General features: G+C 63.1%; 13 protein-coding genes. 4 read left to right on the plus strand and 9 right to left on the minus strand.

Going from position 1 to position 13,457, the window contains the following annotated elements; all coding sequences use genetic code 11:
* Positions 1-112: 112 nt before the first annotated feature.
* Entirely contained in the window at positions 113-1,990 is a 1,878-nt protein-coding gene (locus ASN89_RS11235) for a potassium transporter Kup (RefSeq protein WP_046681898.1), read from the minus strand.
* Positions 1,991-2,227: 237 nt separating this feature from the next.
* Between ASN89_RS11235 and rarD the strand changes: the two genes are divergently transcribed.
* Together rarD and ettA are read left to right on the plus strand one after the other, a co-directional pair.
* Entirely contained in the window at positions 2,228-3,112 is an 885-nt protein-coding gene (gene rarD / locus ASN89_RS11240) for an EamA family transporter RarD (protein ID WP_046681897.1), read from the plus strand.
* A 96-nt stretch (positions 3,113-3,208) separates the two neighbouring features.
* Positions 3,209-4,876 (plus strand): energy-dependent translational throttle protein EttA, encoded by a 1,668-nt coding sequence (gene ettA / locus ASN89_RS11245; protein WP_034752850.1) that lies wholly within the window; start codon positions 3,209-3,211, stop codon positions 4,874-4,876.
* A 72-nt stretch (positions 4,877-4,948) separates the two neighbouring features.
* Here ettA and ASN89_RS11250 read toward each other — a convergent pair whose 3' ends face one another.
* On the minus strand, positions 4,949-5,530 hold the full coding sequence (locus ASN89_RS11250; RefSeq protein WP_046681896.1) for a porin family protein: 582 nt from the start codon (positions 5,528-5,530) through the stop codon (positions 4,949-4,951).
* A 225-nt stretch (positions 5,531-5,755) separates the two neighbouring features.
* On the opposite strand from ASN89_RS11250, the gene ASN89_RS11255 reads away from it, so the two are divergent.
* On the plus strand, positions 5,756-6,337 hold the full coding sequence (locus ASN89_RS11255) for a molybdopterin-dependent oxidoreductase (protein WP_046681895.1): 582 nt from the start codon (positions 5,756-5,758) through the stop codon (positions 6,335-6,337).
* Positions 6,338-6,343: 6 nt separating this feature from the next.
* On the opposite strand, the gene ASN89_RS11260 is transcribed toward ASN89_RS11255, so the two are convergent.
* The gene (locus tag ASN89_RS11260) at positions 6,344-6,706 is read right to left on the minus strand and encodes a hypothetical protein (RefSeq protein WP_058049332.1); all 363 of its coding nucleotides are present in this window, start codon (positions 6,704-6,706) and stop codon (positions 6,344-6,346) included.
* Between the two features lie 223 nt (positions 6,707-6,929).
* Here ASN89_RS11260 and ASN89_RS11265 point away from each other — a divergent pair, with 223 nt between their 5' ends.
* Positions 6,930-8,426 carry a sensor domain-containing diguanylate cyclase gene (locus tag ASN89_RS11265; RefSeq protein WP_235501944.1) on the plus strand — a complete coding sequence of 499 codons (1,497 nt, stop codon included), beginning with the start codon at positions 6,930-6,932 and terminating at the stop codon, positions 8,424-8,426.
* Between the two features lies 1 nt (position 8,427).
* On the opposite strand, the gene ASN89_RS11270 is transcribed toward ASN89_RS11265, so the two are convergent.
* The 6 genes from ASN89_RS11270 to ASN89_RS11295 form a co-directional block, all read right to left on the minus strand.
* The gene (locus tag ASN89_RS11270) at positions 8,428-9,255 is read right to left on the minus strand and encodes a Rossmann-like and DUF2520 domain-containing protein (RefSeq protein WP_058049334.1); all 828 of its coding nucleotides are present in this window, start codon (positions 9,253-9,255) and stop codon (positions 8,428-8,430) included.
* A gap of 9 nt (positions 9,256-9,264) precedes the next feature.
* Positions 9,265-9,852 (minus strand): DUF924 family protein, encoded by a 588-nt coding sequence (locus ASN89_RS11275; RefSeq protein ID WP_058049335.1) that lies wholly within the window; start codon positions 9,850-9,852, stop codon positions 9,265-9,267.
* Between the two features lie 16 nt (positions 9,853-9,868).
* Positions 9,869-10,609, minus strand: coding sequence for an MgtC/SapB family protein (locus ASN89_RS11280; RefSeq protein ID WP_046681890.1), 741 nt, complete (start codon positions 10,607-10,609; stop codon positions 9,869-9,871).
* Entirely contained in the window at positions 10,610-10,864 is a 255-nt protein-coding gene (locus tag ASN89_RS11285) for a hypothetical protein (protein WP_046681889.1), read from the minus strand.
* Entirely contained in the window at positions 10,864-12,675 is a 1,812-nt protein-coding gene (locus ASN89_RS11290) for an aminopeptidase P family protein (RefSeq protein WP_058049336.1), read from the minus strand. The genes ASN89_RS11285 and ASN89_RS11290 overlap by 1 nt, the downstream gene beginning before the upstream one ends.
* A gap of 82 nt (positions 12,676-12,757) precedes the next feature.
* Positions 12,758-13,456, minus strand: coding sequence for a Crp/Fnr family transcriptional regulator (locus ASN89_RS11295; RefSeq protein ID WP_046681887.1), 699 nt, complete (start codon positions 13,454-13,456; stop codon positions 12,758-12,760).
* Position 13,457: the final 1 nt, after the last annotated feature.

The raw sequence follows: 13,457 nt of genomic DNA on the forward strand, positions 1-13,457 counted from the left end.
CGGACCGGTGCGAGCAGCAGTTTAACAGGAGTCGCGCAGCCAATTTGTAAGCAGACGTAAGCACGGCGATAAATTGCGCACCGATACAACATTGCCAAAATGGCCACATCATCTAGATTTCCACCTGCGTGCCCAGTTCGATCACCCGGTTGCTCGGGATCTGATAGTAGTCGGCCGCCGTGCGCGCATTGCGCGACATGGTGACGAACAGGTGCTCGCGCCACGGCATCATGCCAGCGCCCGGCGTCGAGATAATGGTCTGGCGCGCAATGAAGAACGACGTTTCCATCATCTCGAAATCCAGTCCCTGCTGGGCACATTGCGCCAGCGCGGCCGGAATGTCCGGTTCATCCTTGAAGCCGTAATGCACATTGACCTGGTAGCACTGGTGGCCCAGGTCCACCACGCGCACGCGCTCCGATGGCGCCACCCACGGCTCTTCATGCATGAAGACGGTGAGGAAAATGACGCGCTCATGCAACACCTTGTTGTGCAGCAAGTTATGCAGCAGCGCATGCGGCACGCCATCCGTTTCGCCGCGCAGGAAGATGGCCGTGCCCGGTACACGCAGCGGCGGTGCGATGAACAGCGACGAGAGGAAGTCGTCGAGCGGGATCGCATGCTTTTCCAGGTTCTGGAACACCAGCTGGCGACCGCGCTTCCAGGTCAGCATGACGATGAACAGAATCGAGCCCAGCAGCAGCGGGAACCAGCCGCCATGGAACAGTTTCAGGGCAGTGGCCGACACCAGGTTGACGTCGATGATCAGGAAAAAGCCCGTGGCGGCCCAGCACAGGGCCAGGTTCATCTTCCAGCGGTAGCGGATGACGAAGAAGGTCAGGATCGTGGTCGACAGCATGGTGGCCGTCACGGCGATACCGTAGGCGGCGGCCAGGTTTTCCGAGGAACCGAAGCCGATGACGGCCAGCAGCACCACGGCCAGTTGCAGCCAGTTCACGGCGGGAATGTAGATTTGCCCGATTTCGCTTTCCGACGTGTGGCGCACGCGCATGCGCGGCAAGAAGCCCAGCGCGATGGCCTGCTTGGTCATCGAGAAGGTGCCGGAAATGGTCGCCTGCGAGGCGATCACGGTGGCCATGGTCGACAGGATCACCAGCGGGTACACGCTCCACGCGCCCAGCTGCTGGTAAAACGGATTCGTGACGGCTTCCGGATGGGCCAGCAGCAGACCGCCCTGGCCCAGGTAGTTCAGCGCCAGCGCGGGAAAGGCGATCAGGAACCAGGCCAGGCGAATCGGCTTCTTGCCGAAGTGGCCCATGTCGGCGTACAGCGCCTCGGCGCCCGTCAGCGCCAGCACCACGGCGCCCAGGGCAACGAAGGCAACGAAGCCGTTATTCATCAGGAAGGTCGCCGCGTGCAGCGGATTGAGCGCGGCCAGGATGGCTGGCGACTTGATGATGTTGACCACGCCCATGCCGGCCAGCGCGGCAAACCACAGCACCATGATGGGGGCAAAATAGCGGCCGATGCCGGCCGTGCCGTGCGACTGTACCGAATACAGCGCCACCAGCACCACCATCGTCAGCGGCACCACATACGGACTGAAGGCGGGCGTGGCCACTTCCAGGCCCTCGATCGCCGACAGCACGGAAATGGCCGGCGTAATCACGCTGTCGCCATAGAACAGGGTGGCGCCGAAGACGCCGATCACCATCAGCGGGAAATGCCAGCGCGACAGGCGGCTGACGGACGACAGCACCAGCGCCATCAGGGCCATGATGCCGCCCTCGCCGCGGTTATCGGCGCGCAGCACCAGGGTCACGTACTTGAGCGAGACGATCAGGGTCAGGCCCCAGAAAATCAGCGAGACAATACCCAGCAGGTTCTCGGGCGACAGCATCAGGCCGTGGGCCGGGTCGAAGACGGTCTTCAAGGTGTACAGCGGACTGGTGCCGATATCGCCGTAAACGATGCCGACGGCCGCCAGGGTCATGCCGGCAAGGCCGCTTTTTTTATGTTCCGACGTCAAGATTGCACCCGTTTTTGTTTTGTTGCATCGCACAATATGATAGGTATTAGCAAATAGCAAGAGTATTTTTGCATGGTTCCGGGCTACCCCAAAGTCGTGATTTTGTGCCACTCCGCCTTGCTGCGCGGGCTTGCGGCCATTGATTTGTTGCCATTCTACGCCTCGTCAGCGGCGCCGGGCAGCCCCCGATGTTTTCAGACATAATGACAGACTGTCTACTCTCCTGCGAAGCCCATCATGAATCCAGGCATGTTGTACGCCTCCCTCGCCTTCCTGTGCTGGGGCCTGTTCCCCCTGTACTTTCACGCCATCGGCGAGATCGCGCCGCAGGAAATCCTGGCGCACCGCATGGTCTGGTCGCTCTTGTTCCTCGGCATCGTGCTGACCGTGCGCCGGCAGTGGAGCTGGCTGGGCAGCCTGAAAGCGCAGCCCAGGGTCGTGGCCAGCTTTGTTGCCAGTGCGTTTTTGCTCTCGGCCAACTGGTTCATCTATATCTGGGCCGTCAACAACGGCCACGTGGTCGACGCCAGCCTCGGCTACTTCATTACGCCCCTGATCAATGTCATGCTGGGTTTCCTGCTGCTGCACGAGCGCCTACGCCGCCTGCAGTGGCTGGCCATCGGCCTGGCCGCCTGCGGCGTGGCCTGGCTCACCTGGCAGGCGGGTCAAGTGCCGTGGATCGCCCTGCTGCTGGCGGCCTCGTTCGGCGGCTATGGCTTGCTGCGCAAGACAGCCGCGCTGGGCGCGCTGGAAGGCTTGTCGTTTGAAACATTGATTCTGTTCCCCCTGGCGCTGGCCTACATGCTGTGGCTGGCCTGGCATGGCCAGAGCGGCTTCGTCAACACAGATTCCACCGCCACGCGCGCGCTGCTGCTGGCGTCCGGCCCCATCACGGCCATTCCCCTGCTGCTGTTTGCCGCCGGCGCGCGCCGCCTGCCGCTGGCCGTGCTGGGGCTATTGCAATACATCGCCCCCACGGGCCAGCTCCTGATCGGCGTGTGGGTCTTCCACGAATCGTTCACGCCCGAGCGCATGCTGGGCTTCCTCGTCATCTGGACGGCGCTGGGTCTGTATGCGGCCGAAGGCCTGTGGAGCGGCCGCCGCGCGCGCAGCGCCGTCTAGTCTTGCCCTGGCGTCCGTTTCCGCAGCGCGCAGCGCTGGCCGGAAGCGGGCGTTTACCGTATCCTGTCCGTCTTTGTATATCACCCGAGATTTCTAATGGCAAATTACGTCTACACCATGAATCGCGTGGGCAAAATCGTCCCGCCCAAGCGCCAGATTCTGAAAGATATTTCCCTCTCCTTCTTCCCAGGCGCGAAGATCGGCGTGCTGGGCCTGAACGGCTCCGGCAAATCGACCCTGCTGAAGATCATGGCAGGCATCGACACCGACATCCAGGGCGAAGCCGTGCCGATGCCAGGCCTGAACATCGGCTACCTGCCGCAGGAACCGCAGCTGGACCCGGCAAAAACCGTGCGCCAGGAAGTGGAATCGGGCCTGGGCGAAGTATTTGAAGCGCAAGCCAAGCTGGAAGCCGTGTACGCCGCGTATGCCGAGGAAGACGCCGATTTCGACGCCCTGGCCACGGAACAGGCACGCCTGGAAGCGATCATCTCCACTTCCGACGGCGGCAATTTGAATCTGCAGCTGGAAATGGCCGCCGACGCGCTGCGCCTGCCGCCATGGGACGCCACCATCGGCGTGCTGTCCGGCGGTGAAAAGCGCCGCGTGGCGCTGTGCAAGCTGCTGTTGTCGAAACCGGACATGCTGCTGCTCGACGAACCGACCAACCATCTGGATGCGGAATCGGTCGACTGGCTGGAACAATTCCTGCTGCGCTTCCCCGGCACCGTGGTGGCCATCACCCATGACCGCTACTTCCTCGACAACGCGGCAGAGTGGATCCTGGAACTGGACCGCGGCCACGGCATTCCATGGAAGGGTAACTACTCGACCTGGCTGGACCAGAAGCAAGCCCGCCTGAAGCAGGAAGAGGCGACGGAATCGGCACGCCAGAAGGCGCTGCAGAAGGAATTGGAATGGTCGCGCCAGAACCCGAAAGCGCGCCAGGCCAAGTCGAAAGCCCGCCTGGCCCGCTTCAACGAACTGTCCGAGCACGAATACCAGAAGCGCAACGAAACGCAGGAGATCTTCATTCCCGTGGCCGAACGCCTGGGCAATGAAGTCATCGAGTTCAAGAACGTGTCGAAAGCGTTCGGCGACCGTTTGCTGATCGACAACCTCAGCTTCACCGTGCCGCCAGGCGCCATCGTCGGCATCATCGGCCCCAACGGCGCCGGTAAGTCGACCCTGTTCAAGATGATCACCGGCAAGGAAACACCGGACAGCGGCGAAGTGGCCATCGGCCAGACGGCGCGCGTGTCCATCGTCGACCAGAACCGCGATAGTCTCGCTGACAACAAATCTGTGTTCGAAGACGTCTCCGGCGGCGCCGACATGCTGACGGTCGGCCGCTTTGAAATGCCGTCGCGCGCCTACCTGGGCCGCTTCAACTTCAAGGGTTCGGACCAGCAAAAGCAAGTGGGCAACCTGTCCGGCGGTGAACGCGGCCGTCTGCACCTGGCGAAAACCCTCTTAATGGGCGGCAACGTCCTGCTGCTCGATGAACCGTCGAACGATCTGGACGTGGAAACCTTGCGCGCGCTGGAAGACGCCTTGCTGGAATTTGCCGGCAGCGTCATGGTCATTTCCCATGACCGCTGGTTCCTCGACCGTATCGCCACGCACATCCTGGCATTCGAAGGCAACTCGCAAGTCACCTTCTTTGACGGCAACTATCAGGAATACGAAGCCGACAAGAAGAAACGCCTGGGCGAAGAAGGCGCGAAGCCAAAACGTATCCGCTACAAGCCTTTGACCACGTAATTTCGGTCCGGCCATGCAAAAAGGCAGTTACCTCGCGGTAACTGCCTTTTTTTTCAGCAAGCTTCTACGTGATTAGAAGTTGTAGCGTGCGCCAAGGGCCAGGCCGGTAGCCTTGCGGCCCTGGTCGGCGCTCTTGCCGAAGTGTTCCACTTCCGCCGTCAACGAGACTTTCTCGTTGATCGCGTACTGGGCGCCGACGGAAGCGTACACGCCCGTCTTGTCGTTGCCGCTGATGCCGGTCGACAGGCCCGTGCCGCTCACGCTGTTCTTGACCTTGGCCACACCGAGCTTACCGAACACGCCGACCTTGTCGGTCACGGGCATGGTGGCCTTGCCGGCCAGGTAGTAGCCGTGCGAATCGCTTTTCACGGAACCGTTGCCGGCGCCCGTGACATAGCTGTAATCCTTGCTGCCGAAATCGGCATAGCCACCCTCGACCGCCCAGGTCTTATCGAAATCGTAACCGGCGAATATCTTGGCGCCGGCCTTGTAGCCGCTGTGATTATCGGCGCTGGTGGCGCCAGGAATATCGAAGTTATAGCGGTTGCCCGTGACACCGGCACCCACATAGGCGCCCTCGGCGTGTGCGGCGCTCATGCCGGTCAGTGCGGTAACGGAAGCGATCATTGCAAACAGGATTTTCTTCTTCATCATGTTCTCTCTCTCAATTAGTGAATGTTGCCTGGATTCGCAGTTCAGCGAAGTGCGATGAGGACACCATAACAGCCAAAAAAAGCTACGTCTTTCTCCATTCCGTAAGAACTGTGACAAGATGTAAGCCAACATTCCAAACTGACAATAACCGTAAAATACGCACCGTTGAGCGAACTTAAGATAGACTTAAGAACATTATCGATTTTCAGTCAAAAGGAGAAGTGCATGCATAAACGCCAGTTTCTCGCCGCCGCCATGGCTGGCGCGGCCCTGCCCGCCATCGCCCAGGCGGCGCCGGCCGGCCTGCGCGGTCCGGCCTTGCTGACCATCACAGGCAGCATCGACAAGCCCAACCGGGGTCCGTTCGACGCCGTGCGCGACCAGATGATGCACAAGCAAAAGATCAGTTTTGAGCGGGCGCGGGCATTCGACTTTGCGGCGCTGGCGAACTTGCCGGCGCGCACCATCCACCCCACCCTGGAATACGACGGCAAGGCGCATGCCTTGCGCGGGCCGTTGCTGGTCGATGTCTTGAAGGCGGCGGGCGCGCCCGAAGAAGGTGATATTCGCCTGCTGCTGCGCGCCGTGGATGGTTATGCGGCGGCGCTGACCATGGCGCAGGCGCGCGCACAGCGTTTTATTGTCGCCACCCACCTGGACGGGCAGGCGATGGCGCTGGGCGGGCTGGGGCCGCTATGGGCGATCCACGATGCGGACCGCATCGCGGCCGTGGCGGCACTGCCCCTGGCGGAACGGTTCGCCAGCTGCCCGTGGGCGCTGTATCACATTGGCGTGGAGACGGGTTGAAGCAAATTATGCGTAAGCTTCCGCCATCGACATCACGCGTGGGGCGATGGTGATGCCATGCTCCTCGAACAGGGCCGTGATGGCTGCCAGGTTGTGCGTGCACTCCTCGGTTTTCCAGCCCTTGAAGATATCCGTGCCATCCTTCTGGAAATGCAGGTCCAGCACTTTGCCCCCATCCTTGTGCAGGTAGGGCGAGCTATAGGTGTTCTCGAAGCCCAGTGCCTTCAACTGCCCCAGCAAGGCTGATGGTGGATGGTCGGGATCGGTGGCGAGAAAAATGCCGAAGGTCTTGCCAGGCGGCTTGGCGGCGATGTCGACCTCGTAGATGCCGGGGGCCTTGCTGACGGACGTACTCTTTAAAAATAACATGCAACACTCCCTGCGCGTAATATCCTGTGCCTGAACGGGCGGCAAGACAGGGGCGGTGCGCAATGATTCCCCTCGTCAAATCTTATTGCTAATTGGCATCTTTGTCGACAAATCGGCACTTTTATTTGGTAAGTCGTGGTTATCTTGTCGCGTTCGCCAGCGTAAATTATCAATAAAGCCAGTTATCATTGCGCCAATACCCGCCCTGCTGCATACTTTTGGCTTGCGTCACGATAGCCTTCCCGCCGGCCACTCCCCCGTCTCCATGCGTCTTCTGTCGATCAAATACCGCCTACTCATCCTCCTGACCCTGATCCTGGGTGCGGGCTTCATGGCGACCAGCCTGGCCAGCTACCTGGCCTCGCGCCAGGCCATTGAACACGGCATCGCCGACCAGACCCTGCCCCTGACGGGTGACAATATTTATTCGGAAATCCAGAAAGACATGCTGCGCCCCGTCTTCATTTCCTCGCTGATGGCGCACGACACCTTCGTGCGCGACTGGATACTGGCCGGCGAAAACAAGCCGGAACAGATCGTGCGCTACCTGGCCGAGGTCAAGAAGAAGTACGGCGCCATCACCAGCTTTCTCGTCTCGGACAAGAGCAGCAAATATTATTACGCGGAAGGCACCTTGAAATCCGTCAGCCCGCAGGCCACGCGCGACGTCTGGTACTACCGCGTGCGCGCCATGGACAAGAGCGACTATGAAACGAATGTCGACATCGACATGGCCAACCGCGACAGCATGACCATCTTCATCAACCACCGCGTGGTTGACTACGACGGCCAGTTCATCGGCGCCACCGGCATCGGCCTGACCCTGGACACCATGAGCCACATCATCGACCGCTACCAGGCGCGCTTCCACCGCAACATCTATTTCGTCGATGCCGCCGGCACCTTGGTGTTGGCAGGGAAGACCATGCGCAACGGGCGCGGCAACATCCGCAGCCTGCCCGGCGTGAGCGCCATTGCCGGGCAGATCATCAACCACCGCAGCGAACCGACGCATCTGTCTTACCAGCTGGGCCGCGCGGAAATCCTCGTCAACTCGCGTTTCATTCCCGAACTGGGCTGGTACCTGGTGGTCGAGCAGAATGTCAGCGACGAAGTCCAGTCGCTGCAGCGCGTGTTCATCTTCAACCTGGCCATCAGCTTTGGCGTGACCCTGCTGGTACTGGTACTGACCTTGCTGACGGTGAACCGCTACCAGCGCCGCATCGAGCGCATCGCCTCGACGGATGCGCTGACCGGTCTATTGAACCGCCAATCGCTGGAATTGCTGTTCCAGCGCGCCATGCTCCTGTCCAGGCGCAACGAGCAACCGATGTCCGCCATCCTCTTCGACATCGATTTCTTCAAGCGCGTCAACGATACGCACGGCCACCTGTGGGGCGACAAGGTCATCCGTGGCGTGGCCGACGTGGCGCGCGCCACCGTGCGCGAAAGCGACGTCATCACGCGCTGGGGCGGCGAGGAATATTTGGTACTGCTGAATAACTGCAGCCTGGCGCAAGCGGCGGAAGTGGCGGAAAACCTGCGCGCCGCCATCGAAGGCCACGATTTCGGCCTGCCCGCGCCGCAACTACCCGTGACGATCAGCCTGGGCGTGGCCGAGTACCGGCCGGAGGAGAGCGAATCGGCCTTCTTTTCGCGCGCCGACAGCGCCCTGTACCAGGCCAAGCATCACGGCCGCAACGGCGTGCACGCGGCCTGAGTCATCCGCCGCGCTTGCGCCTGGCCAGATCCTGCGTGGGCGCCACTAGCGCCCGGTACAACTCGCCCGTGGCGGCATCCCAGCTTTGCACGGCCAGCTGCTGGCGTTGCACGGTGGCCGAATCACCGCGGGCGATGGGACCGGACAGCGCGGGCGCGGCGCCCAGGCGGAATACATTGGCCACCGCTTCCGTCACCAGCGGCTGCGCCAGTTCGCGCGCCACCGGCTCGGGAATGCCGGCTGCCTGGTAAGCGCGCAAGGCGGCGTCGAGCACCGTCACCAGGTAATTGCTGGCGAAGACGGCGGCGGCGTGATACAGGGTCTTGGCGGCCGGATCGATGGGCACGGGGCGCGCGCCGATGGCATTCAGGGCCGGCGTGAGGAAGGCCAGCGCCAGCGGATCGCCTTCGACGCCGCAAAACGTGCCGTCGAAGGTGGCGGCCACCTGTGCCGGGTCGGCAAAGCTGCGGATCGGGTGGGCGCTGGCGACAAACGCGCCCGCCTGCGTGGCCGCCAGCAGCACGTTCGAGGCCAGCGCGCCGCTGCAGTGAAACACGATGGCGCCCGCCTGGCGTCCCTCGGCCACCAGCGCCGCGCAGGCCGGGCCGATCTGGTCGTCCGAGACGGCCAGCATGGTGACGTCGGCGTGGCGCAAGGCCGCATAACTGTCGACAGGCGTGCCGGCGCCGATGAAAGCCACGGCCGCTTGCGCCGAGGCCAACGAGCGCGTCAGCACGTCCTGCACGGCGACACCTTCCACGCCGGCGAACAGCCGGCCCAGCACCTTGCCCACGTGGCCGGCGCCGATGATATTGAGTGTAACGTTCATGGCGATAGGCTAGAAACTCGATCCCGGCTGGCGCAGGAATTCCACCTCTTGCGGCGTGGAAGCGCGGCCCAGGATGGCGTTGCGGTGCGGGAAGCGGCCAAAGCGGGCGATGACTTCCTGGTGACGCTCGGCATAATCGAGCATGCCGTCAAAGCCGGGTTGCGCCTGCGACAGCAGTTGGAACAGCTCGACGGCGCGCGCCTGCATGGTCAGGTCTTCCGCATGTTCGAACGGCAGGTAGGCAAAAGCGCGCAGCATCGGCGGCAGTTGCCCGTCCTGCCCCGCTTGCGTCAAGGCGATGGCCAGCGCCAGCGCCTGAGCATCGCCGGCAAAGGCGCGCGGCGTGCCGCGATACACATTGCGCGTAAACTGGTCGAGCACGATGAGGCGCGCCAGCGCGCCGTGCGGCGTCGCATCCCACGCGCGCAAGCCGCCGTCGATGGCGGCATCGATCAGCGCGCCGAAACGCGCACGTATCTGCGCGTCGAAAGCGTCATCCTTGCGGAACCATTCCATGCGCGACTGGCCATGGCCAGGGTGATCCGGCGGCAAAAACCAGAAATCGAGTACCTCTTGGGCCTGTGCATCCATGTCCATCCTCTCGGCATCCGTATTAATTGCGGGCATGCGACAGCTGGAAGCCCGCGATGCCTTCGAAGGCGGCCAGTTCGGCCGACATGGCCGACAGGCTGGCGCCCGTGTTCTTGCCATGCGCGATGGCGACAAAGCGCCATTCCTGCATGCCTTCGTTGCTGCCGATGGTCAGCGAGCCGCCGGCGATGTCGTAGCCGCGCTTGGCGGCCATGCGCCGCAGCGCATCTTCGCGGGGAATGAACCCCTGGCGGAAGCGCATGGTGATGGCCACCGCGTGGCGCGACGGCAGCCAGTTCTCCAATTTTGACAGAAAAATCATCGCCATTGCGCACAGGAAGGCCAGGCCCATGGCCGACAGATAAAAGCCGATGCCGACCATGATGCCGATCACGGACGAGGCCCAGATCGAGGCGGCCGTCGTCAGGCCGCTGATATTGAAACCCTCGCGCATGATGACGCCGGCGCCAAGGAAACCCACGCCCGTGACGATGCCCTGGATCACGCGCGTGGGATCGCTGCCGACGATGGCGCCATGGCCGCCGTACCAGAACTCGGGATAGCCGCCCAGCACCGTCAGCGCGGCCGAGGCCATGCAGACCAGGCTGTAGGTGCGCATGCCTGCCGCACGCCCGTGATACGAGCGCTCGTAACCCACCAGCAGGCCCAGCAGCAGCGCGCCAAGCAGGTTCAGCAGGATCACGCCATTCGTCGCCAGCTCGGCCGGCGACCAGTAGGCGCGCAGGAAGTCGATGGTCGGCATTTAATCCTGGGGCTTTTTCGTCAGCTGCTTTTCAAACGCCACATCGAGCTTGCTGACGCGGCGCGCCTTTTGCGGTCCCAGGCCATTGACGAAGGCGACAAAGGCGTCGAGTTCCAGCGGCGGGCACAGAGGCGGCAAGCCGGGGCCTTCGGTGAGGAAAAACAGTTCATCGCCCGTGCGCGCCATCGTGTAGAGGCGGTTGCCGGTGCGTTCCTTGAGCCGCTCGATGGCGGACGTGGCGCGGGTCGAGCGCATCAGATGGCTCCCGTGCGCTGTTCCAGCCACGCCAGCGCATCGCCGGACAACAGCGGCGCCAGGCGCGCACGCACGGTGGCGTGATACTCGTTGAGCCAGGCCGCCTCGTCGTCGCGCAACAGCGAGCGTTCCACGCAGCGCGTATCGATCGGGCACAGGGTCAATGTTTCGAAACGGAGGAATTCACCGAACTGCGTCGTCCCTGCGGGTACGTTGAGCACCAGGTTCTCGATGCGGATGCCCCACTGTCCCGGCCGGTAGATGCCCGGCTCGATGGAAGTGATCATGCCCGGTTCCATGGCCGTCTGCGGCTCCGGCATGGCGGACTGGGAAATCGATTGTGGCCCTTCATGCACGTTGAGGAAAAAGCCCACGCCGTGGCCCGTGCCATGCCCAAAGTCTATACCCTCGGCCCACAGCGGTGCGCGGGCAATCGCGTCGAGCATGGGCGACTTCACGCCGCGCGGGAACTGCGCGCGCGACAGGGCGATCATGCTGCGCAAGACCAGGGTGAAATCGCGCTTGTGCTCGGCAGTGATCGTGCCGACGGGGACGACGCGCGTGATGTCCGTCGTGCCGCCCCAATACTGGCCGCCCGAGTCGATCAGCAGCAAGCCATCGCCTTCGATGGTCGCTGCCGTATCCGCATGCGCGTGGTAATGCATGATGGCGCCATGCGCATTGAAGCCGGCGATGGTGCCGAAACTGGGGCTGACAAAGTGCGCGCGGCGGGCGCGGGCGGCCGTCAGGTGCTCGTCGATACCAATTTCCGTCAACGGCGCGCGCTGCGGATCGGCCAGGGTGGCGTCCAGCCAGCTGAAAAATTCGCACAGGGCGGCGCCGTCCTGCTCCATGGCGGCGCGCACGTGCGCCGCTTCGCCGTCCGTCTTGCGCGACTTGGTCAGGGTGGTCGGGTTGATGGCTTCGACCACCCGTATGCCCTCGGCCACGGCCTGGCGCGTGCCGAACGTGATGCGGCGCGGATCGAGCAGCAAGGTGGCGCCGGCAGGCAAGGCGGCCAGCGCGGCCGCCGCGCGGTCATACGCGGCCACGTCCACGCCTTCGCTTTCCAGGGTGGCGCGCAGGGCGGAGGCTACTTTTCCGTCGGCGACGAAGAGGGTGGCGCGCTCCGGTCCCACCAGCGCATGCGCGAGGAAGACGGGGTTGTAACTGACGTCGGCGCCGCGCAGGTTGAACAGATACGCGATGTCGTCGAGCGTGGAAATGACGTGGTGGCTGGCGCCGTGCGCGGCCATGCCGGCGCGCAGGGCGGCCAGTTTCTGCGTGCGCGACAGCGATGGATAGGCGGCTGCATGCTCAAGCACGGGCGCGGCCGGCATGGCCGGGCGTTCCGGCCACACGGCTTGCAGCACGTCGGTGTCCGTGCGCAGGGTCACTTGCCCGCCCAGCGCCTGCTGCAGCAATCGCGTATTGGCCAGGCCCAGCACGGCGCCGTCGACGGCCACCGTCTGCCCCGGCTGCATGGTTTCGCCCAGCCAGTCGATATACAGCACGCTGGCGCCGGACGGGATTTTCTTCAGGACGATGCCGCTGCCGGCCAGTTCCTCTTCCGCCTGCTCCCAGTAGCGGCCATCGGTCCACACGCCGGCAAAATCCTGCGTCACGACCAGGGTGCCGACGGAACCCGTAAAGCCCGACAGCCATTCGCGACCCTGCCAGCGCGCCGGCAGGTACTCGGACAAATGCGGGTCGGCCGATGGCACGATCAGCGCATCGATCCGCTGCGCGCGCATGGCGGCACGCAGCTCGGTCAAACGGGAGGCGGGAGTACTCTGAACGGATGTCTGCATGGCGGCGAGAAGGTGCGTGCTGGGAAGTGTCTATGATACCGCGATTAGCCAGGCACTTGCAGAGTGCTCCGGCAGCGCGACCTCATTCTGCATCATCGGCCTCGTAGCGGCGCAAGCCTTCCAGGTCCAGCACGCGGATGCCGCCGTAATCAAGGCGCAATAAACCCTTTTTTTCCAGCACCTGCAAGGCCTGGTTGGCGCGCTGGCGCGAGGAACCGGACAGCAGGCCGATTTCTTCCTGCGACAGTTGCACCAGGGTGTCCACGCTCGGGTACAGGTGCGAGTGGAACATCGACGCCAGGCAGCGCGCCACGCGCGTGTTCAGGTCCAGCAGGCGTTCGTTTTCCACCATGCCGATGAACTGGCCCAGGCGCTCATTGAGCTGCATCAGCAGGAAGCGCGTAAATGGCAGGCTCGTTTCCAGCAGCCAGTGGAAGGTGGTGGCAGGCAAGCGCGCCACGCGCGTATCGCGCACGGCGATGGTGTCGTATTTGCGCATCTCGCGCTTGAGCAGCGAACCTTCGCCGAACCAGCTGCCCGGTGACAAGCCCGTAAACGTCATGGCCTTGCCGGAAGCGGAAAAATTATTCATCTTGACCATGCCGCTGATGACGCCGATCCAGTTGTCCACCGGCTCGCCCTTGCGGCAGACAAAGCCGCCTTTCGGCACGAAAGTCTCGAACACATCGGCCTCGACCCGGGCCATTTGCACGGGATCGAGCAGCTGCGCCCAGTGGGCCGCGCGCACGGCATCCTTGAGGCTGATATCAGGATTGATCATT

Source organism: Janthinobacterium sp. Ant5-2-1 (assembly GCF_001445815.1).
Taxonomy (GTDB): domain Bacteria; phylum Pseudomonadota; class Gammaproteobacteria; order Burkholderiales; family Burkholderiaceae_D; genus Janthinobacterium; species Janthinobacterium lividum_E.